The sequence below is a fragment of the Chelativorans salis genome (genome assembly GCF_025336525.1).
GTDB lineage: Bacteria > Pseudomonadota > Alphaproteobacteria > Rhizobiales > Rhizobiaceae > Chelativorans > Chelativorans salis.
Map to the genome: position 1 here is coordinate 140,961 of NZ_JAOCZP010000009.1, position 21,397 is coordinate 162,357.

At 61.1% G+C, this 21,397-nt stretch carries 20 protein-coding genes; 6 read left to right on the forward strand and 14 right to left on the reverse strand.

Annotated elements, in window-relative coordinates:
- Positions 1-16: 16 nt before the first annotated feature.
- Positions 17-787 carry an SDR family NAD(P)-dependent oxidoreductase gene (locus N5A92_RS22665; protein ID WP_260906523.1) on the forward strand — a complete coding sequence of 257 codons (771 nt, stop codon included), beginning with the start codon at positions 17-19 and terminating at the stop codon, positions 785-787.
- 189 nt (positions 788-976) lie between these two features.
- Positions 977-1,333: a DUF2231 domain-containing protein gene (locus tag N5A92_RS22670; protein WP_313958449.1), complete on the forward strand. Its 357-nt coding sequence runs from the start codon at positions 977-979 to the stop codon at positions 1,331-1,333.
- 61 nt (positions 1,334-1,394) lie between these two features.
- Here N5A92_RS22670 and N5A92_RS22675 read toward each other — a convergent pair whose 3' ends face one another.
- Positions 1,395-2,327, reverse strand: coding sequence for a polysaccharide pyruvyl transferase family protein (locus N5A92_RS22675; RefSeq protein WP_260906524.1), 933 nt, complete (start codon positions 2,325-2,327; stop codon positions 1,395-1,397).
- A gap of 233 nt (positions 2,328-2,560) precedes the next feature.
- Here N5A92_RS22675 and N5A92_RS22680 point away from each other — a divergent pair, with 233 nt between their 5' ends.
- Positions 2,561-3,376 (forward strand): metallophosphoesterase, encoded by an 816-nt coding sequence (locus N5A92_RS22680; protein ID WP_260906527.1) that lies wholly within the window; start codon positions 2,561-2,563, stop codon positions 3,374-3,376.
- Here the strand turns inward: N5A92_RS22680 and N5A92_RS22685 are convergent.
- From N5A92_RS22685 to N5A92_RS22735, 11 genes are all read right to left on the reverse strand, one after another.
- The gene (locus N5A92_RS22685; protein WP_313958450.1) at positions 3,355-5,637 is read right to left on the reverse strand and encodes a Wzz/FepE/Etk N-terminal domain-containing protein; all 2,283 of its coding nucleotides are present in this window, start codon (positions 5,635-5,637) and stop codon (positions 3,355-3,357) included. The genes N5A92_RS22680 and N5A92_RS22685 overlap by 22 nt on opposite strands.
- A 75-nt stretch (positions 5,638-5,712) precedes the next feature.
- Positions 5,713-6,609 (reverse strand): UTP--glucose-1-phosphate uridylyltransferase, encoded by an 897-nt coding sequence (locus N5A92_RS22690; protein ID WP_260906530.1) that lies wholly within the window; start codon positions 6,607-6,609, stop codon positions 5,713-5,715.
- Between the two features lie 16 nt (positions 6,610-6,625).
- Positions 6,626-7,597: a glycosyltransferase family 2 protein gene (locus N5A92_RS22695; RefSeq protein ID WP_260906531.1), complete on the reverse strand. Its 972-nt coding sequence runs from the start codon at positions 7,595-7,597 to the stop codon at positions 6,626-6,628.
- Positions 7,587-8,531: a glycosyltransferase family 2 protein gene (locus tag N5A92_RS22700; protein ID WP_260906617.1), complete on the reverse strand. Its 945-nt coding sequence runs from the start codon at positions 8,529-8,531 to the stop codon at positions 7,587-7,589. Before N5A92_RS22700 ends, N5A92_RS22695 begins: the two co-directional genes overlap by 11 nt.
- Positions 8,532-8,545: 14 nt before the next feature.
- Positions 8,546-9,574 carry a glycosyltransferase family 2 protein gene (locus tag N5A92_RS22705; RefSeq protein ID WP_260906532.1) on the reverse strand — a complete coding sequence of 343 codons (1,029 nt, stop codon included), beginning with the start codon at positions 9,572-9,574 and terminating at the stop codon, positions 8,546-8,548.
- Positions 9,571-10,743, reverse strand: a complete 1,173-nt coding sequence (locus N5A92_RS22710; protein ID WP_260906533.1) for a glycosyltransferase — start codon at positions 10,741-10,743, stop codon at positions 9,571-9,573. The genes N5A92_RS22705 and N5A92_RS22710 overlap by 4 nt, the downstream gene beginning before the upstream one ends.
- Before the next feature lie 124 nt (positions 10,744-10,867).
- On the reverse strand, positions 10,868-11,653 hold the full coding sequence (gene exoK / locus N5A92_RS22715; RefSeq protein ID WP_260906534.1) for an endo-1,3-1,4-beta-glycanase ExoK: 786 nt from the start codon (positions 11,651-11,653) through the stop codon (positions 10,868-10,870).
- 127 nt (positions 11,654-11,780) lie between these two features.
- On the reverse strand, positions 11,781-12,194 hold the full coding sequence (locus N5A92_RS22720; RefSeq protein WP_260906535.1) for a hypothetical protein: 414 nt from the start codon (positions 12,192-12,194) through the stop codon (positions 11,781-11,783).
- Positions 12,195-12,233: 39 nt separating this feature from the next.
- On the reverse strand, positions 12,234-13,064 hold the full coding sequence (locus N5A92_RS22725) for a sulfotransferase family protein (RefSeq protein WP_260906536.1): 831 nt from the start codon (positions 13,062-13,064) through the stop codon (positions 12,234-12,236).
- A gap of 68 nt (positions 13,065-13,132) precedes the next feature.
- Complete coding sequence (locus N5A92_RS22730; RefSeq protein ID WP_260906619.1) at positions 13,133-14,128, reverse strand: glycosyltransferase family 2 protein; 996 nt, start codon at positions 14,126-14,128, stop codon at positions 13,133-13,135.
- Positions 14,129-14,339: 211 nt separating this feature from the next.
- Positions 14,340-14,636, reverse strand: a complete 297-nt coding sequence (locus N5A92_RS22735) for an exopolysaccharide production repressor protein (protein ID WP_260906538.1) — start codon at positions 14,634-14,636, stop codon at positions 14,340-14,342.
- A 596-nt stretch (positions 14,637-15,232) separates the two neighbouring features.
- Between N5A92_RS22735 and N5A92_RS22740 the strand changes: the two genes are divergently transcribed.
- Genes N5A92_RS22740 through N5A92_RS22750 form a run of 3 tightly spaced genes read left to right on the forward strand, consistent with a single transcriptional unit; the run spans position 15,233 to position 18,478 of the window.
- Positions 15,233-15,913: a sugar transferase gene (locus N5A92_RS22740; RefSeq protein ID WP_260906540.1), complete on the forward strand. Its 681-nt coding sequence runs from the start codon at positions 15,233-15,235 to the stop codon at positions 15,911-15,913.
- Positions 15,914-15,917: 4 nt separating this feature from the next.
- Complete coding sequence (locus N5A92_RS22745) at positions 15,918-17,207, forward strand: polysaccharide biosynthesis/export family protein (RefSeq protein ID WP_260906542.1); 1,290 nt, start codon at positions 15,918-15,920, stop codon at positions 17,205-17,207.
- A 32-nt stretch (positions 17,208-17,239) separates the two neighbouring features.
- The gene (locus N5A92_RS22750) at positions 17,240-18,478 is read left to right on the forward strand and encodes an O-antigen ligase family protein (protein WP_260906545.1); all 1,239 of its coding nucleotides are present in this window, start codon (positions 17,240-17,242) and stop codon (positions 18,476-18,478) included.
- Between the two features lie 105 nt (positions 18,479-18,583).
- Here N5A92_RS22750 and N5A92_RS22755 read toward each other — a convergent pair whose 3' ends face one another.
- Together N5A92_RS22755 and N5A92_RS22760 are read right to left on the reverse strand one after the other, a co-directional pair.
- A complete protein-coding gene (locus tag N5A92_RS22755) occupies positions 18,584-20,188 on the reverse strand; it encodes an ABC transporter transmembrane domain-containing protein (protein WP_260906546.1) in 1,605 nt (534 codons plus the stop codon).
- Positions 20,167-21,249, reverse strand: coding sequence for a P-loop NTPase family protein (locus tag N5A92_RS22760; protein WP_260906547.1), 1,083 nt, complete (start codon positions 21,247-21,249; stop codon positions 20,167-20,169). Before N5A92_RS22760 ends, N5A92_RS22755 begins: the two co-directional genes overlap by 22 nt.
- Between the last annotated feature and the right edge of the window lie 148 nt (positions 21,250-21,397).

A 21,397-nucleotide genomic window follows, 5' to 3' on the forward strand; every position in this document is an offset into this window, starting at 1 on the left:
GGAGGCTTCTGCGCAGATGAACGAATGGCACGAACGTTTTTCCATCGCCGGCAAGCATGCTCTCGTGACGGGCGCGAGCAAGGGTATCGGTGCGGAGGTTGCGCGTGTCTTTCTCGATGCCGGTGCCGATGTCGCCGCGGTCGGGCGCGATCGTGCCGGACTGGCTGCGCTTGAAGAAGATGCCGCTTCCGCCGGCCGTGACCTCTTCTGTATCGAAGCCGACCTTGCCGACACCGAGGGACCAGTTTCGGCGGCGCAAGCGGCGCTTGATCACTTCGGCACGATCGACATCCTCGTCAACTGCGCCGGCGTCGCGCATGTCGCTCCGATCTTCGATCTCTCCGTCGAGGATTGGAACACGACGATGAATGTGAACCTGCGCGCGCCTTTCCTCATCGCGCGCACTGTCGCGCCTGCCATGATTGCCCAGCGCCGAGGTAAGATCGTCAACGTCTCCTCGCAGACGGGCGTCGTTGCGCTGGAGGATCATGCTGCCTACGCCAGTTCGAAGGCGGCACTCAACGCGCTGACAAAGTCGATGACCGCCGAATGGGCGCGCCACAACATCCAGATCAACGCCATATGCCCGACCGTAGTCATGACGCCCATGGGACGGCGCGTGTGGAGCCCTCCGGAAAAGAGCGGCCCGATGCTCGCCAGGACGCCAGCCGGAAGATTCGGCGAACCGGTCGAGATCGCTGACTGTGCCCTCTACCTGTCCTCCCCGGCTTCCGACCTGATCAACGGTGCGCTGATCATGATAGAGGGAGGTTACACCTCGCTTTGAGCAGTCATGCTATCGGGTCACCCACTGGAACGTGAAGGTCATGCTCGCGTTTCCATGGATAATCCGAAGGAGGAACAACCATGGGCCACTCGTATCCCCGGGCGACCGCACAGATCGGTGGGCATCCGATCCATCCCATGCTCATTCCGTTTCCTATAGCCTTTCTGGTCTGTCTTTGTGTGCGACGTAATGTTCTGGTTCACCGGCGGCACCGGTTGGGCGACCGCCGCGACGTGGCTCCTCGGTGCCGGTATAGCGACTGCGCTGCTCGCTGCCTTGGCCGGCTTTACCGATTTCCTGGCGAATGGCGAAGTGAGAGCTATAACTGCCGCGTGGCAACATATGATCGGCAATCTGACGGCGGTCTTCCTTGTCCTCATAAACTTTCTCTTGCGCCTTGGCGGCGGCGCCGAGGCAGTTCTGCCGTGGGGGCTTTTGATCTCAACCGCGGTCGTACTGATTCTGCTGTACACTGGATGGAAAGGCGGTCATCTCGTGTACCAGCATCGTGTCGGGGTGAACCCGCCATCCGAAGAAACGCACTGACAGTCTTTGCACGACTCGCTCATCGCAGACGCTTGCGAACTCAGGACTTCGAGAAGACCGGTTAGGCCGCTCCAGGCGAATGAGCTCCATCCGGCATCAGATTTTCGGATTTGAGATGCCGAAGCCTGACCGCCTCCACGGCGGCGACCGCGCGTTCAGTCGCGCGTGCGATCGTCGTATCGGCGCTCAATTGCGGCTCCTGTTCTGCAAGCCGCTGCAGGCTGCGGGCGGCGGCATGCTTTAGGGCAAGGTTGAAAGGCCGCGCCACAACCGAGCGGTCGAAGCTGCGGCTCCTGCGGCCCGCTCCCTGACCGCCCGAGAGCGCCGACCAGGCCTCGCGCGTCGTGGAGGGAAAGAGTGCATGCGCCCTGAGTGGGATTTCCAGCGACTCGGCCCAGTCGGTCCACTTGAAGCGGTGTATTTTTGCAATGGGTGTGACCGCTACCCACGGCGTTCGCAGGGCATCGGCCACGATCGCGCCGTGCATGGATTCGGTGATGACCAGGCGCGCGCCCTGTATCTCGCTGAGCACTGTCTCCACATTGCTCGACGGATCGACAAAGCGGATTCCGGCAAGCGCGCAAGTTTCCTGCCAATTGCCCCGGTCGAGACTCTGGAAATGCGGAATGAAAATAACGGGCGTTTCCGGCGCCGGCTGTGGAAGCTCCACCGCCCGCAAAAGCACCGCGCCGTCGGTGATGACTTTCTCGCGTGGTATCTTCAGAATATCCGCCGTACGTGGACCGCGCACGAAAGCGAGTTCCCAAGAGCCGTCATGCACATTGGGTGGGCCGGTATAGCCGCCATAGCCGGAGCCGACGACGATCTTTAGGGCCTCTCGTGGATAGCTGTCGTAGAGGATCGAACCGATGCCTATGAAAAGCTCGCGCTCATCCTCGTCGAAGAACCCTTCCTCCAGGAGGCGCGGCCAGACATATGCGTTGAGATCGTCGCCGAAATTCAGAATCTTGCACTGGAAGTAGGTGAGCTTCATCCACGTCTCCTGTGAGATGTCGCACCTGATTGCGCACACGCAGGCGTCTTCAATGCCATCATCACACCCATGACGCTTTCGAGCCCGGCCGCAACCTCTCTTAACGCCTGCAGCCGCCCGATGCGGTCAAACGCTGAAACCTCTGACTGGTCGCCCATCCGGCGTGCTTGGGATAAGAAGAAACCTGGTTCCGCGAAGGGGTGCCTGCCATAACCGACCGTATGAGGATGCCGATGAGCAAACTTGCCGGCTTTTTCAAGCTGAGTAGCCGTATGGCGCCAGAGCGGCGTGCGAGGCTGCGGCTGAACGAGTCGGATACGGCGATTTATGCCATCGGCGACGTGCATGGCTGCCTGGAGCAGCTTGTGGACCTGGAGGAAAAGATCATTGCGGACGCGCAAACGCTGCCAGGAAAAAAAATGATCATCATGCTGGGCGATTATATCGACCGGGGACCTGCATCCTCGCAAGTGCTCGACCATCTGGAGGGGCCGCCGCCGGAAGGCTTCGATCGCATCTGCCTTGCGGGCAACCATGAACTGCTCATGCTCGCTTACCTTAAAGGGCGCTGCGCGCTTTCGCAGTGGTTGGAACTCGGCGCTGACGCCACGCTCCTGTCTTACGGGATCGATCATGACCGCCTGGCGCACGTCTACCGGCAGCCAAGCGAGATCGATACGGTCATCCGCAAGGCAATACCGCGCTCGCATATCGCCTTCCTCCGGTCTCTGCCGGTGTTGGTCGAGACGCCGCGGCTCATCTTTGTACACGCCGGCTTTCGTCCTGAGGTTCCGCTCGACCGCCAATCGGATGACCAGCTCGTCTCCATCCGCTCGGCCTTCTACGAGCGCTCGCATCTGCTCGAGCGAATTGTGGTGCACGGGCATACCCCGGTCTCGGAGCCTCGCCTCGAGGGCAGGCGGTGCGATATCGATACCGGCGCCTACCTCGGAGGGCCGCTGACGGCCTTGCGCATTTGGCGGGGCAAGGGACGCTTCCTGCAAAGCCGCGCATCCAAGATGTCTCCTCATTCGAAACGGTCACCGTAGTAGGCGGTGTAGCGGCCCATGTAGCCTTCCGCCCCGCCCGGTGCGGCATAGCGCGAGAGTTTCTTCATATCGGCCTTGTTGAGGATGACGCCGATCGCCTTCGAAGCAATCGGGCGCTCCGACTGGAGCGTGGAACGCAGCAGGGCGCGCGGCGTGGCGCCCCATTCGGCCACGATGATGAAGCCATCGGCCATCGGCTCGAATGCCTTGGCGTCGATCACCGGCCCGAGTGGCGGCAGGTCGATGACGATATAGGCAAACATACGCCGCGCTTCCTCGATGAGCCGGTGCATGCCGGGGCTCGAAAGCAGCTCGCTCGTGTGTGCGAAGTGCCTGCCGTTGGCGGGTAGAATGGCGAGCTGCATGCTGCGGTCTATACGCACGTAACTCGGCCAGTGCTTCTCGCCCATGACTGCTTCGGCAAGCCCTCCGCCGGGTGTTCCCGAAAGGCCTCGGCTCAGGCCGCGGTGGCGCAGGTCGCCATCGATCAGCAACGTCTTGGCCCCACTGGCAGCCGCGAGGCTGGCGAAATTTGCCGCCGCCGTCGTCTTGCCCTCGTTGGGAAGAACCGAAACGAAGCCGATCACCTTGCAACTTGTGCCCTGCAGCAGAAGATCGGCCGAAAGCCGCGCGTTGCGCATGGTCTCGGCGAAGGATGATCCCGGCGCGTCCTTGGTGGCGCGCAGAATGCCAGGTGACATCGTGACCGCCTTGTCGCTCTCCGGCTTGCTCGCTCGGTCTTTTTTCCCTCTCCGAGCCGCCCCTTGGAGACGTGGCAGATAACCGAGAAACTTGAGGCCGAGCGCGTCCTTGACATCTTCACCGGTGCGGAAGAAGCGCTCCCGGAATTCCTGCAGCACCGCCATACCGCCACCGGCGAAAAGACCCAGGACGAGCGACATGGCGAGCACCATCGTCCTACTCGGGCTCGAAGGCCCGACGGGGTCTTCGGCTTCCGAGATCACACGCGCCTTGGCAATCGGCAGCGAACGCTGTTGCGAGGCTTCTTCGAAGCGTGCCAGATAGGTCTGATAAAGATTGGCGAGGGTCGTCGATCTCTGCTCGAGTTCGCGCAACCTGACCATGGCCCTGCCCGTCTGCGAGCTTTCATCGGCCATTGTTCCGACATTGCCGCCCAACGATTCCTCGCGGGCAAGAGCCACGTTGTACTCGTTACGATAGGACTCGGTGAGCTGCTGGAGTTCGCTGAATATCTGCCGCTCGAGCTCGGCTCTTTCGCGGCGCAGGTTGACGAGCTGCGGGTGATCCTCCCCAAATCGCCCTTCGACGTCCTCAGCACGGCTGCTGATCGTCAGATAGCGGGATTTCAGTTCGTTGATGAGAGCGCTGTTCGGCTGGTCCGGAGGGATGGTGGCATTGCGCACGGCATTCTCGGGACCGCTATCGATGATGGACTTGTATTGCTCGTAGCGCGCGCGCGCATTCGCCGTCTCGGCCCGCGCCAGAATCAACTGGCTGTTCAGGTCCGACAGCTGCTGTTCGGAGATCAGTTCGCCGCTGGCGGCGGTCAGTCCGTTCTCGGCCCGGAATTCCTCGACCTCGAGGGCGGCGGCCTGCGAGCTTTGCCGCAACTCGTCGAGCCGGCTCTGCAGCCACACCATGGCGCGCTGAGTGGCATCGAAATTGGCTTCGAGCTGATCGGAAAGATAGGCATCGGCATACGCACGCGCGATCGACCCGGCCAGTTTCGGATCATAGGCCTTGACAGACACTTCGAGAACGAAACTGCGCCCCGCCCGTTCGGCCGACATATATTGCTGAAGAAGCGCGGCAGCCTTGCCGATGGCCGCCTCCTCTGCCGCTGCCCCCGTCAACTCGGGCCTTGGTGACGCAAATATGCGCAGCGCCGCCTTGACCCTCGACTTCAGCCACGCCACAGGAGGCTGCGGCGGATTGAGGAAGACCTCATTCTCGTGCAGCCCCTCGGCGAGAACGACAGTGCGGGCGAGCCGTGCCGATCTTAGGATTTCCACTTCACTCAGGATCATGGAATCGTTCCGCATGCTGCTGGCTACAGACGGTTCCTCCTGCGTGAATTTCGCCAGCTCCTCATCGATCAGGATGCGGGTGACAGCGGTATAGACGGGCGGCGTAACGAGCAGATAAGCAACACCGAGCGCCAAGCCCAGCGCAGCGATGAGTGCGATCAGCCAGGCGCGCCGCCGCAGGGCGGCAAACAGGACGTCCAGATCGATGAAATTCTCTTTCTGCTCATCGCTCTGGAAAAGGCTGCTGTCCAATTGCTGACTTCTTTGATGCATCAATCACCCGCATTGCGCTGCTTCGGCAATTCGCCGCCCGTCAACGCGCGATCTTCACGCCGCGTCGCTGCGGAGTTCCTGCGCCGATACCATTTCCGCGATCGGCTCGAGCACGAGATCGCGAATGTCCGCGCGAGCGAGTGCGAAAGCCACGTTCGCTTGGATGAAGCCATCCTTCGATCCGCAATCGAACATCCGGCCCTTGAACGGTGCTGCGTAGAATTTCTGCATCTCCATGAGACGATGCATCGCATCGGTCAGCTGGATTTCGTTGCCTGCGCCGCGCTTCTGGTTGCTTAGGAGCTCGAAAATGTCCGGCTGAAGGATGTAACGGCCGTTGATGTAGCTGTTCGAGGGCGCGACCGACGGGTCCGGCTTTTCCACCATTTCGGTGACTTCGAACCCTGTTCCGATGGGCTTTCCCTTGCCGACTATGCCGAATTTATGGGTCTGAGCAGGGTCGCACTCCTCGACGGCGATCACATTGCCGCCGGTCTCGGCGTAAAGCTCCATCGCGCCGGCGAGGCATCCCCGCACACCATAGGAGACCATGTCGGGCAAAAGGACGGCGAAGGGCTCGTCACCGACCAGGTCGCGTGCACACCAGACGGCATGCCCCAGCCCATCGGGCGATTGCTGCCGCGTGAAACTTACCGCGCCGGCAGGAAGCTGCAGCTCATCCAGCTCGGCAAGCTGCTTCGATTTTCCTCCCCTCTTCAGCGTCTCGCTGAGTTCAGGCTGAATGTCGAAATAGTCGTCGATCGCGGTCTTGTTGCGCCCGGTCACGAAGACGATGTGCTCGATGCCCGCCTCCAGTGCCTCGTCGACCGCATATTGGACGACCGGCCGGTCGACGACCGTGAGCATCTCCTTTGGTACGGATTTGGTCGCCGGCAGGAACCGCGTGCCAAGCCCCGCCACGGGGATCACTGCTTTTCTTACCTTCCGCATTGGCCTTTTTCTCCGTTCACGATTGTACTTCCCCGTGCCCTTGCGAAGTCCCCCAGCTTAACTGCGTTGCCATGCGGCGCAGCCTGACGCCAATGGGCATGCGCAAATGGCGCAGCGCCGCGGGATCGCGAACCGCGGTCCGGACCGCCTTCAGGAGCGCCTTTTCCTTCAGGTGATGAACGACAGACAGAAAGGACGCTGCTTGGCGAAGGCTCCGACTGCGTTCTCGCAGCGCCTGCTGTGCTGCAGGGTCCAGATCGTACGCGCGCTCGAAGCCGGCATCGGCAGCCAGCATCGCCTCTATATGCCGTATTTCGAGAACGCGAGAGATCGACCCGCCGCGCACATTGTAGACATAGCCGGCCTGCGGCTCGACCGCGCAGCGTGCGCCCTTGGCAAGGGCTGCCGCCAGGAAGAGATAGTCTTCGCCGATGCGCAGGTTTTCGTCATAGCGAAGGCCGTGGGCTTCAAGGAACGCGCGCTGGAAGACCGGCTTTGTGTAGCCGAAATTGTACTTCGTTTTGAAAATGCGATTCGAGCGGATGAAATCGGGGAGTGTGAGTTGCCCGAGCTTCGCGAGATCCTGCGGAGAAAACATCATCTCGTGGCGCGCTTGGTCTTGCTCCGCCACGAAAAGATTGTCGACGACCACCTGCGAGCTATCCCGCTTCGCCCGCTCGATCATCCGAACAAGCCTATCCGGCTGCATTGTGTCGTCGGAGTCGAGCACGGCGATCCAACGCCCCTGCGCCTGCTCCAGGCCGGCATTGCGCGCGCCTCCCGGACCGCGATTCTCGGCAAGGTCGATGAGCTTTACCGATGTATCGGGAAACGTACGGACGACTTCCGCCGTCCGGTCATCGGAAGCATCGTTGACGACGAGAACCTCAACGGCGATCTCGCGCTGACCGAGCGCACTGCGGATCGCGCCGACAAGTGTCGCCTCGGCATTGAAGGCGGCGATAATGATGCTGACGTCAGGCTGCATTGCCATGCTCCGCCGCCGGAGAGACTCTGCCATATTGGTGAATTTCGCGCAGACCAAGCAGGCCGGCTGTTACCCCGACATGCATAGTGCCGCGCAGGATGGATGGGTTCCTCAGGGTTGGGAACGGGCAGAGGGCGGAAGCGACGGCGAAACAATATCCGGCTTTCAGGCTTGCAAGCCCGACATGAGCGAGCCGCTGCCCTGCCGCCGATCTGTCGGCCAGGAGCCGCCCGTGTGTTTGGCCGGTGCGAAAGCGGCGCTTGGCCAGCCACGAAAAGCGCGCTCGGTTTTCCGGCACGACCTCTTCGACCCAAGCTTTGGGTGCATAGGCGATTTTGCCGCCGGCCTCGTGAAGCCGCATGAAGAAATCCGTATCCTCGCCGCCCGAGCGCCCGAAGGACAAGACAAAGCGCCGCCCTTCCACGAGTGGCGAAGAAGCCTTCAAAAGAACGTTGCATGTATAGCCCGTACGGATTTCCCCCTTTACCCAGACGGGAAATGTCGAATGGCTGTCGGCATGCCGCATCCACCCCGGCGCATCGGGACCGTAGACTGCTCTGACTGGGCCGAGTACCGCGTCGGCGCCGGTCGCCAGGGCCACGTCCAGAAGGTGCCTTAGCCAGGGACGCGTGACGGTTTCATCGTCATCGATGAAAGCCAGAAAATCTCCCCTGCCCGCTTCGAGACAGGCATTGCGGGCGATGGAGATGTTCCGGGCGGGCGCATGGATATAAAGCAGCTCGTGCGGAAAGCTCTCGGCCATAGTGTGGACGCGGGCCCGAGCGCTCGGCTTCACATCATTATCCGCCACGATCACCCGCAGCCGGGCACGATGCGGTACGTCGAGCTTTGCAACGGAGGCCAGCGCGTCAGCGAGCACATCTCTGCGGAACGTGCAGATGCAGATGTCAATCAGCAGCGGCGGGGGCGCCATAGCAGATGCGGTGCTCATGTCGTCCGCTTCCCTCGTCTGCGGGAATTGAGCACCTGCAGCCAGAAGCCGACTGACCATGCAAAATGCATGATCATGACGGCGATGCTCGCAAGCAGTGCGCGCGGATCGCGCTGTCCGATGCCCAGCGCCACGCCGTATGCAAGGCAGATGATAACCCATAGAGAGAGCGGCACGGCCGCCCACCAGCGAAACAGAGCGAGCAGCGCGCCCGCGGCGAGCGGCAGAACCATCGCCGGCAGAAGCTGCCGCAACTTCGGCATCGCACTGTGTTTGAGGATGTTGCGGGCGCGGCCCTGCCCATAGTTGAGATATTGGCGGAAAAGGCCGGCAACGGTGTCGCGCGGATAGTAGGTCATCCTGGTCTTGTCGGTCAGCCAGATGCGGTATCCGGACGCGCGCAGGCGATGATCCAGCTCTGCATCCTCGTTATAGCCGAAGGTCTCGTCATAGCCGCCCACGGCGCGGAAAGGCTCAATACGCATGAGAGCGTGGTGCCCATGGTCCACCCACTGCCCCTTCGCGCCTTGACGGTGTTTCGATCCGCCATTTCCGAGCCTGGAGTTCTGTGCGATAGCCGCTGCCCGCTGGAACAGGCTGCGCCCCTCGGTGACCATCGCGACCACGACAGAATCTGCGCCCGTCGTCTCGGCCTCTGCGATCAGGCGATCACAGAAATCGTCCGGGTAGTCCGCATGGGCATCGATACGGATCAGGCAATCGACCTCGTCACCAAGTTCCTCAACGGCTAGGTTGATTGCCGCCCCCTGACGCTTCCGCTCATTGTGAAGAACGACCACGCGCGGGTTTGTCTCGGCGATGCGGGCAAGGATTTCGAGAGTGCCGTCAGTGCTGCCGCCATCGGCGACGACGACCCGCATTCCCTGTCGGGCAGCCGCTGCCTCCAGTCCCTGAAGCAGGCGCCCTATATACGCCACCTCGTTGAGACACGGTATCACCACCATGGCACGCAGCCGCGCAACGGGCTCGGCTTTGCCTGCAATTACGGGTGCTTCACAATTCATGCTGCCGCCTCCAACAACGCATCCGCAGCCCTCGCCCGCTTAAGTCCCGCAAGCCGCGCTACCAGCGCACGGCAATCCCCAAGGCCGCAGATCCAGGTTTCAGTAGGTTTTGCCGATAGACGCGCACGGTGCTCGGCGAACGACGTTGCGTCCATGGAGCCGAGCAAGACCGCAAGCGCATCGGCGGATGGTTCCAAAAGCGAAAGGCCAATCCCCTGTTGTGTGAGAAACCGGCCGGTCTCCGTGCCCTCCATGGCAATCGGCACCGCGCCGTGGCGGCAGCCCTCATAGAGCCGGTTCGGCAACAGCCATTTCGAGTTCAGCCCGGCCTCGAAGAAGTCGATGGTCCAGGCGAAGTGCACGGCGCCGTAGATCGCGGCGAGATCGTCAGGATTGCGGTACGGCCCCTCGAAACGCATATAAGGCTCGGCGGCGACCGTCGTTTCGAAATCATGGAACTCCGAATATGCGGGACGGCCGCGCAGGATGACCTCAAATCGCCCTTGCATGCGCCGCGTGAAGGCTGACAAAAGCTCGAGCGAGCGCCGGCATCGCAGAGCGCCAAACCAGCCGATCTTCCACGGCTCACCAAGCGGCGGCACATTCGGCACCGATGCGGGCTGCATGTCGCTGAGTTCCAGAACCTTGTTTTCAAGGAGCAGGACCGGCGCATCGACCTGCCCGCGCGGCTCGAAATACTCGCGCAGAAAGGCCGGCGAGCTGGTGATGAGAAGCGCCGCAGCGCGGCCAAGCCGCCGCTCGGCCATGCGCATGGCGCGACCGGCCGCATCCTGCCTGAGCAGCAGGCGGTGGATGTCGAGGCATTCGTAGACTATCGGGACATCACTCCCGAATTGTGTGCGCAGCCGTCTGGCGAGAGCCAGCATCTCCAGATTGCGCGCGACAATCACGTCGGGCTTGCGGATATGCTTGAACTTTGTCCCGAGTGCCAGTTTTGCGCGGGCAATCGCGGCCAACCGTTGAGCGAACCTGCCGTCATGCGTCATACCGAGATCAACCGGCCTGACGCCTCCGATTTCGGGGATGGACTCGCGGCTGCGGCGGAAGCCGGCGAGCACCACTTCGGCGCCACCCGCCTGCAACATGGCCACGCGCCGCGCTGTCGCAGGGTCCGACAGGTCGTGCACGAGATAGAGGACGCGCAACATGGGCAAAATCACCGCGATCTGCCCCCCACTCAAACGTTATCGAAGATGATAGTGCAGCGCAACATTTCATCCTGCACCGCAGCAATCCAGTCCGCTATTGCGGTGGCGGTACCCGACCGAGATATCAATCCAGCGCACATACGACCGACTCCGGAAACTGACAATCATCACCCGCCGCCGTGAAGGCGACGCGCTCGAAATATGCAGACAGGGTGCCTTCCGGCGGCTCGAAAGAGCCCAGCCAGGACGACATGTTGTCGCTTGCCCAAAGGCTCAGATAGATCTTTGACGCGTGGGTCGGGACGAGGACAGGATCGCTCACCTCGTGAACGAGCTCGCCGTTGATGAACCAGCGAATTCGGCCCTCCTCCCAGACGAATGCGTAGTCGTTAAAATCCTCGTTCGCACCGCCGGGGACAGGCACGAACTTCTCATTTCCGCCCTTGCCCGAAATATATTGGTTGAGCTGTACCTTAGAGGGATCCTTGCCCAGGAACTCGAAGTCGATTTCATCCCAGGGCTGGTCGTGTACCGGGCCGATATAAGTGAAGAAGGCGGTGTTCATGCCGGAGCCGGCGGCCGCCTTGATACGGGCTTCATAGGTGCCGTAACCGAAGCGCTTTTTGGTCTGTATCTCGCCACAGGCGTAGGCGCGGTCACCGGTCTCGCGCTTGGTAAAGTCGAGCCTCAGCGTGCCACCGGAGACCTCAACCTGATCCTTCGACCAAGTGCAGTTCTGGTGCTCACCGTTGGCCCAGCCGTCCGCCACATACCAGCGGGCGCTATCCATGCTTTCGAAATCCTCCACGAAGGAGGTTCCGCCTTCCTGCGCCTGCAAAGATCCGGCGGTCCCGAAAGCACATAGAAGCGCGAGCGGCAGGCGAGTTAGGTGAATAGGCGAATTGTCCATTCTTTCACGTTCTCCCGTCGATACGGCCACGCTCGCAGTTGCGGTTGCGCTCGTCTCGGTCCGGCCGCAGGGTGGCTGATATTTCGATCACAATGAGGCAAGAGCGGCTTGTCGGGCCACTTGCCGATCAATCATGTGCAGGCTGAGCAACATTTCCTGATGAGGTGGAACCAGTACCTCCTTCCCGCTTTTCCGGATCGACGCCCGAAAGCGCGTCATGAAATGCTCTCGCTTCCATCTCGGCGCCTTCCACGAATGCAATCTGCTTTTCGAGCGCGGCAACGCGCGCGTGGTAGCGCTGCATCGTCACTGTCAGATTGTCGGCTTTTGAAGCCAGCTCCTCACCGCCGCCGTTCTCGAACGCTTCGAGCGCGAAGGCAGCCGAGGTCTGCGCCTTTTCGTAGCGTGCCTCGAGCCCGCTACGCTCTGCATCGATCTCCGCGTGTAGTTGACGGAGGAATTGAAGCAGCCTGTCTATACGGCCACGGTCGGTGTCGCGGTCGCGCTGCGGATTTCGGGTCCGAAAGCTGAGTAACGCCATGGAGTTTCCTCACGGTGGGCCGGAGAGCGTGTTCGACCGTCAGCTTCTGTCGGCATCTTCCCCGACTACGGCGTGGATCTCGGCAATCTGCTCCTCGGAAAGATCTTTCTTCCAACGACTGAGCGAATCAGACTTGACCTCGGGATGTGGGATCGGCTCATCCAGCTTGAGAAATTCCTGCAGCCGCACGAGCTCCCGCGTCGTCTCAGTCTGGAGCTCGTGGTAGCGCATACGGATCATGCGATCGCCAAGAACGCCCTCCAGTTCGTCGAGCCGGTGCAAATGCGCACGCCATCTCACGGCACAGCGGCCGGCAAGCGACATTTGCGCATATGCTTCCCGGTTCTCCTCGCTGACACCAAGAAAGCGGTTCGGTACCGGGTAGGCGTCCCACTTTTCTGCCCAGTGGCGGACGCCCTCGTGGCGCAGGCTGCTTGCCACCGTTCCGAAAACGTCGCGCAGTACGCCGATGAAGCGAGCGGCAGGAAAGGCTTCGGCCAGCTTCTCGGCCAGCCAGATATTCGGATGGCTTTTATCGAGCAGCCGCTTCGGCCGCGCGCTCGCCGCTTCGAGCCGATAACGCCGCAGCAGAGAAGGCAGAAGCCGGTCCTCCGCTGTCGGGTCGATGGCCATTTCGGTGACCCATTCAAAGATGGGCGGCTTTTCGATGAGGGTGTGCAATGCCGCATGCGGTTCGAGAATCCAGGCGACCCAGTGGGTACCCGAACGTCCCGTACCGAGCACGAAGACAGGATCAGGCTGGTAATGGGTATCGAATGCAAGGCGGGCGCGCTGACCTGCCAGGCGAAGGAAATCCGTAATGCTGTCGGGATGACCGCTGGATATATTTTGCGGCAATTGAATCGTCATGTGATGCACTCCGTTTCATATTGCCCTCCCCACCGCGCGGAACATCACGCGGCCCAAGTTGATCTCGTTCAATCCGGCATCGCCAAACGTCCCCGAAGCAGGTAGCGCGGCATTTTGGCCGGAACCGATTGCCGACGCCGGTCCTTACGCCTGCGCATAAGTCCTTCCGCCTTGTCGGCAAAAATCCCGCCGGCAATCCCCGGAAGAGACATCGGGTGTGCGCATGCATCCAGCATCGCGGCAGTCAGTCCCGACGCAGCCTTGACGTCGAGAAACCGCCGCAGTTCATAACGAGCACGCACGTGGCGCGAATGGCGCTTGACGAGCTTGCTCGCGCAATCCGGCAGGGAAGGCGACTGGATAAGCGCCTGGTCTGCCTCCCACAGTCGCTTCAGATCGTCCGTGGAGTGCTGTCCGCTCAGTGAATCGGGCCGGACGACGGCACCGTAGCCGCAGGCGCGGACGACCTTATAACGAGCGCCTTTCACCAGCGCGCGCGCATAGAGGTCGTAATCCTCCCCGAGCCGCAACCGCTCATCATAGCGCAGACCATGACGATCGAGGAAAGCACGGCGCATAACAGGTTTCAAAAACCCGATCTCACCACGACGCACACCGCGCCTGGCAATGTTGCCTTCTATGAACGCTCGCAAATCTAGGAAGTATGGCTCCGGCGCGAAACGCGGCACGTCCGGCTCACTGTCGTCGGCGTCGATGAACGTTATATTGTCCGCGACAAAGTCCCAGTCATCACCATCGAGAAGCGCTTCGAAGCGGCCCTTCAGGAAGAAATCGTCCGCGTCCAGGATGGCAATCAGAGGCGCCGTGGAGTTGGCTACAGCGTGATTGCGCGCGAAGGCGGGGCCGCAGTTCCGAGAAAGGCGCAGCACATGCAGACGGCCGCTTCCGTCATCAGACTGCTGCGCTGCGCCGGCGGTATCGTCGGTGGATGCATCGTCGACAACGATCACTTCGCCCACCTTCGTCTCGCGCAACGCAGAGGTGATGGCGCGGGCAATTGTATTGGAGGCGTTCCTGGCCGCGATGACCACGCACACCATCATCTCCGGAGCCGATGAACCCACGTCAACCTCGTATAACGAACGTTGGACAGTGACCGCGCCACATAGGGCGCCACCACGCGCAAAGGATCGGTTCCTCCCAGAAAGTGGAGGTAGGGTGTACGCACAAAAGGGGGATTGCAATACGGCAGAGGTATGCTGCAGCAGCAGAATTGAATAGAGCGATACTCGCTGGGTGAGGGTCTCTATCTATCTATAGTTGCGACGACCTCGTCACGCCGGAGACCTGATCCGGGCTTCCTACCGGCTTTCCGTGCTTCATGGAAGCCGCCGTTTTCTCGCCTTCGGGCACTTCACCGTCGCTCTCTCCGCCGCGAGACGGCCACAGGACCATTATCAAAATAGTTGCAAAATAGCCGGTCTGGATAATTACGGCGCATGCCAGTGTGGAGAGAAACGTCGTCCATGCAGATTGCGTCACGATATATGTCGTGATTGCAAACGCGGTAAGAGCGATGAGCATGCCGCGAAGGAAAAGTGGGAAAGACATGTCTAAGCCCGGCTAAGCCTTGCGTGTTTGCGCCCGAGGCAGATCATCTCGCCATCCTCCCGCAGCAACGCTCATGTCTTCTTGCCGCCGTCAACGCCGCCAATGAGTTCCACATTATCGACGCGGGCTCGAATACAAAGCGTCCGTTACTTTATATATGGAACCAAGAGGCGTGAGGCAATATGAGGCCGTGCTTTGCACGGGATTCGCAACCCCTTTGTCAGATGGATTCCGTGCTCTGCCGCCTCCGCCGACGCAATGATGTCCTACTCGATTGAACATCTTGATCTAGTCTGAACAACCTACTGGTGAGCACCGGCGAAGGATTCGCCATTCTCCTCATTATTACAGTATATTACATAAGCTCAATATGAAATTTCACAATAACTAAATGTACAGACCCGATATATACACGAAATGCGCCAGTATCCGCCCTGCCTGTTCAAGTGCCCAAGAAATGTATCGATACGTTAGATAATATGATTCCGATTTTGTCATCCTGCCAAACTTTCATCGTGTGCTTTGCATAAACAGCAGGCTATCTTGCTGCATCGCAGCATTTGCCTCACACCCACCGCCACTGACTGGGGACGCACATGAAGCATGCGACAGGGTCAGCCGATCTATCTGTTGGAATCCGATACAGCGCCGAAGCAAGACCCGTCCTGGGCGGCGGATTCAAACGCGGCTTCGATGTCGCCGCCGCCTTGATGGCCATCCTCTTCCTAAGCCCGCTACTCATTATGCTCGCCTTGCTGGTTAAGCTCTCCGACGGCGGGCGCGTGCTTTACGCCCATCCGCGCATCGGCCGGAATGGCAACACCTTCAGATGCATGAAGTTTCGCACGATGGTCGAAAACGGCTCCGAGGTGCTCGCCGCCCATCTGAGCCGGAGCCCGGCTGCCCGCGCCGAATGGAATGCGACACGCAAGCTGCAGGACGACCCCCGCATCACCCAAGTTGGCGCGGTGTTGCGCAAATTGAGCCTCGATGAGCTTCCGCAGCTGTTCAATATCCTACGCGGAGAGATGAGCTTCGTCGGTCCCCGGCCGGTTGTGCTGGACGAGCTCCATATGTACGGCCCCGCGGCAGTCTATTATCTGCAGGCGCGCCCCGGGCTGACGGGGCTCTGGCAGATCAGTGGGCGCAACGATGTCTCTTATGGCCAGCGTGTGGATCTCGACCAGCACTATGTCGAAAACTGGTCGTTCGCTTTCGATCTGCTGATCATCATAAAAACCTTGCCTGCAGTTATTTCCTCGCGCGGGAGTTATTGACGCCATGCTACATCGTATGGGTCCGTATGCAGGAGAGGCTGCATCGAAGAGCTCCATCCCGCTCTTTCGTTCGCGGCTCGTCTCCGTGCTGGCCGCGATTATGACACTTCTGCTTCCGGTGGTTTCCGGAGCCGAGGAATATTTGCTCGGGCCCATGGACAAGCTGCACATCCGGGTCGCGGAATGGCAGAGTGCCGATGCTTCGGCACGCGATTGGTCGTCGGTGAGCGGTGACTATACCGTCGGTCCTTCCGGATCGATATCGATACCCTTCATCGGGGAACTCCCGGCAACCGGCAAGACCACCGCCGAGCTCGCCGCCACGATCGGCGACGAACTGCAACAGACGCTCGGTCTGCTCACCCGACCCGACGCGTCGGTCGAGGTAGCGGAGTTCCGCCCCTTCTTCATTTCCGGCGATGTTCAGGCTCCTGGCAAATACGCCTATGATCCCGGCCTGACGGTGCTGAAGGCGATCAGCGTGGCAGGAGGCCTGCGCCGCGCGCAAAATGAGGGCATGCGGGTCGAGCGCGACTACATCAATGCGCACGGGAACCACGAGGTTTTGGCTGCGGAGCACAACAGGCTGATTGCGCGCCGCGCCCGGCTGATGGCCGAAGCCGAGGGCGCGACAGCAATCGAGCCTCCCGAAGAGCTTGCAGGAAGCGCCGAAGGCAAGCGATTGATCGCCAAGGAGACAGCCTTCATGAAGGCGCGCGAGGAGCAAATGGAGCGTTCGCTCTCTGCGCTCGACGATCTGAAGAAGCTGCTCACGGGCGAGATCGAATCTCTGGAGAAAAAGATCGCAACGCAGAACCGCCAAATCCAGCTTTCGCGCGAGGAGCTCGAGGGGATCGGCGGCCTCGCTGAGCGCGGGCTTGTAGTCAATCAACGCATTCTAGGCGCTGAACGCTCGATTGCAGACTTGGAAGGCAAGGTTCTGGATATGGAAACCGCCAAACTGCGGGCCAGGCAGGATATCAGCCGAGCGGAGCGCGATGCGGCCACGCTCCGCGACGAACGCGAGGCGGAGATTGCCCGGCAGCTGCAGGAGACGGAGGCCGAGATCGAGGCGCTGGACCTGAAGATTGCGATGTATCGCGGACTGATGACCGAAGCGGCTTCGCTGGCTCCGGAGGCGGCTTTGAGCACGGCGACGGCCTCGGCCGAGGTCAGCTACCGGATCGTGCGCTCGGTCGACGAGGAAACACAGGAAATTGCCGCCGACGAGAACACGGCAGTCCGCCCCGGCGATGTGATCAAGGTGGACGTCGTCCCGCCGTCGGTCCAGTAGCTGCAGCCGCGGCTCTCCACGAAAACCGCGAAATGAAGATTCCCGTTGCCCTCTTTGTCAACCCCGAGCGGAATTTCGCATACGGGTCCTTCGCGGTTGCCGTTTCGCTCTTTGTCTTTGCTTATTCGACGCGCTTTGGACAGGTGCCAATCCTCGTCTACTACGCCCTGTGGCTGCCCCTGCCTTTCATCGATCCGCAGCGCTATCTCAGGGGCAATGCGCATCTCCCCTGGATCGTCGCCTTCGGCGTCTTCGCTCTCCTATCCGCCTTCTGGTCGGCAGCGCCAAGCGCGACCGCCCGGGCAGGTGTACAGTACCTGACCCACATCGCGTGCGCGCTGATCGCGGCGCGCAGCGTGAGCCCGCGCACGTTGACCCTCGGCGGGCTGGCCGGCGTTGCGCTGGTGCTCGCCTATTCGCTCGCCTTCGGCGGCTTTCATTACGACCCGATAGACGGCACCTACAGTTTCGTCGGTGCATTCTCATCGAAGAACCAGCTCGGCTTCTTCGCCTCACTCGGTATCTATCTGGCCTTCGCGGCTCTCCTCCTGCTGCGCGAGCGCGGTCTGACTGTGGTCATGGCGCTCTTCGTTGGCGCCTTGTCAGGCTATTGCCTGCTCGCCTCTCAATCCGCCACTTCCATCATCACCGTGACGATTGCGCTTGCCGCCAGCCTCGCCATGAACACGCTGCAGCTATTCGCACCCATACCGCGCAAGCTGCTCTTCATCGCCGGCACCGCCCTCGCACTTCTCGGCTTGTTTGCCGCCCTTCAGCTTGGTGCGTTCGATGCGGTTCTTAGCATCTTCGGCAAGGATGCAACCCTGACCGGCCGCACCTATCTCTGGTCGGAAGGTATGGCCGCCGCGCGCGAACACCCGCTGTTGGGTATCGGCTATCAGGCCTATTGGGTCCATGGCTTTCCGGACGCCGAACGGCTCTGGGAAGAATTCTACATCACCGCACGCACCGGCTTCCACTTCCATAACACCTATATCGAGACGCTCGTCGAAGTCGGCGCGATCGGCTTGGTCCTTCTCGTCATCCTGCTGATCGGCATTATCGCTGGCCACACCAGCAAATTGCTCGGTAACCGGCATGATCCCGCTGCGTGGCTTATGTTCGGCCTCAGCGTGATGCTGCTTCTCCGCTCGCTCTCAGAGGTCGACGTGATCACGCCCTATGTCGTCGGCTCCTTCCTTCTCTACTATGCGGCAGGCACAGCCTTCGACCTCTCCCGTCGCACAGCGCAAAGCCCCATCCCCAGTTGAGCAACCGGTATCTTTTTCGGCTGCCACTACGTCGTCAAAGAAACCGCAATCGCCGATATCAACCGCCTTTCAAAGCGGCGGCATGATATGCCGGCTCTCAATAGCTCATTCCAGCGTCTGATCTGTCTCACCGGAACCTCTGTCCAGAAGCCATACCTTGTCGGCGGCGATCGTTTCACCACTCTGGCACGACACGATGACGATGGACTGTGCTGCTCTCGCGTAGGCTATGATTGTGTCGAGCAAGTCCTGATCGTTGCAGACTTCATCATCGTCGATCAGCAGGACGGATGCTGAACGGATCATCGCTCGCGCAGCCCGGATACGGGACGCTTGCGCGGGGCTTGGTGCGTGAGAGGCTCTGGTATGCAGCTGAGGATTTTCCGAACCGCCATCAGCATCGACCCTGCACGATTTCGCAATGGAACCGATCTCTTCTTGAGATGTGCCCGAGGGTGCGCCGATCACGATATTCTCCATCGCGGTTCCGCGAACAAGCGGAATGGCCGGAGACAAAAGGCTGACCGCTCGCCGCCAGTCGCGGCGCGAGACCTGATGCAGAGGAACGCCGTCGAGAAAAACGGAAAGATCTGCATCCTCTTCCAGGCCGGCGACACTGGCGAGAAAGGCGCTGCGGCTTGTGCGAGTACCGCCGCAGAGCAAAACCAGTTCGCCTGGTGTGGCTTTCAGAACCACTAGCGACCCGCCATCCGGGCGGTGCTCGATACACAGCCGACGCCCTGCCGAGGTGCGCGGCAGAGGCATCGGCATCTCCGGGTCGGAAAGGACTGGCATCGCAAGGATAGAAGCGATCCGACGCCGGGACTCGACATAGGCAAGCCGATAATCGGCAGCGCGCGCAAGATCGGAGAGATACGCAACGATCAGGCTGGAAAGAAGGAGAAGCGCGCTCAGATCGGCCACAGGCATTGCCGGACCGGCAGCGACTGCATAGCCCACGAGAATTGCGATCATGGCCGGGGTGACGAGTTCGCTGGCTGCGCGGGCCACGCCCGACCAACTGGCCCGCCGGATGAGCCATGCATTCATCCTGTCCGATTCACGGTCGACCTTGCGCATCACTGGCCCGCTTCTGCCGAAATGAGCAAAACTCGTCCGGCCAAGAACCACCTCCCCGAGATGACCCGCAAGCCGGCCACGCCACCGCCGACTCTCGCGAATGGCATGCTGTAGGAACGGCAGGGTGAGGATAGTGATGGCCAGCCACAGAAGAATGCCGGACAGCAGGTAGGGAGCGACGCTGGGGGCGAGCCAAAAGCCGCCCAGCGCTATCAGGATAATAGAAGGCCCCGCGACGAGAAACGAAGCGATCCCGTCAGCGAGCCAGGACCTGATGGCGGAAAGATCCGTGATGAGGCGGGTCATCACGAGGCCAAGCCGTGTCCGGCTCGCCGACGGCGGCAACGCGAGAAGGTGCCTCACCAATTGCCCTCGAACTTCGCGCACATACCCAAGCGCGAGCTTGGCTCCTTGTCGGCGCTGCATCACCCTCAAGACAAAGAGGGTGATGCCGAGAAAGAGGCTGGCAGCGGCGATCAGCCATCCATGACCACCCGCCAGTCCACCCGAAGCCACCAGATCGACGACCCAAACCAGCGCAAGCGAGGCCGCTGCCTGGCTGAAGCCATTGGCGACGAGCCCCGCCATTGCGCCAAGGCGCCCACCGATCAGGAGACTTGGTGGGCGCACACCGCACCTCCCATAACTTTCACCGGCGATATCATCGGGCTTTCCGGAACCATGCTCGCCGCAATGGTCGGATCCGAGAGCTCTTCGATCCCATAGACCGGCACATTGGCGATGCTTGCCTCTCGGCATGCCAGCGGCGAACGTGTCAATCGGCCGCTCATCCCGAGCACGTCGTAACCGAGGGAGCGCAAACGCTCGCATCCGGCAGCGGCTCCCATCGCGTCGCCGGCGGCAAAGAGTGCACCGCGGGCAAGCTTCCGGAATTCCAGCGACTTGGCGAGCGCTGCCGTTTCGGGCTGGAATAGCCCGTCTGCAACCTCCAGAACCGCGACATCAGCACCGGAACCAGCAAGGGACCGCAACAAACGCTCCGCGCCCCGGATGATGGCATCAACCGGTGTCAGATAGGTCGTGACGAAACCTGCATCGGTGAAATCGAGCGCCGCACAGGCACCGGCGTCCGACATTGCCCAAAGATCGTTTCCAGCACCAGTGCCGGTCACCTTCGCCGCGCCGACAGAAAAACCAGCCCTCGCAAGCCCACGCACGAGGCTTGCGGCTGTTGTCGTCTTGCCGGCATTCATTGACGTTCCGAAGACCATGATAGCCGGCGGCAGGCGCAATGTGGGTTCGGGCGCTATGGCAAAGTCAGCGATGTTGACGACTTGGCCATCGACATCAGCGACCAAACCGATTGGTACGATTCCAGTCGGCAGCGCAATCCTATCGTGCCAGCCGGCGGCGCGAGACGCCACGCCTCCTGCGGCAACCATATCGCAGGGACCGAGATCGGACGGCACAAGGGCCTCAAACTGGTCGGGTGCATAGCGGTTGCCGTAGGCGAGAAGTACCTCGTCCCCGGGGGCAAGTGCCGCCTTGCGTCCCGAGGGCAGTTCGATCGCCTTGTGATGGCCGAGCGTGTCGATTCTGGCGAGGACCAAATCTCCCGACCTCGGCTCAGCAGGAGGAGGAACCAGAATCTGCATGTGCTTGGTGGGCACACGACGCGTGGTAAACGCCCGCTTGGCTTTGGTGATGCGTTTGCAATCAAGAAATTCCATGGTGGTCTCCCGTGGATGCGCGTTGCGCCGGTACCCAGGGAGAACGTGCGCTGCGCAGCATTATTCCCGCGCAATCAAAACCCAATGTCTTTCGGCTCTTTCCAGCTTCATTGGCAGTACGGCGACAGCCCAATTCGAACGAGGGGAA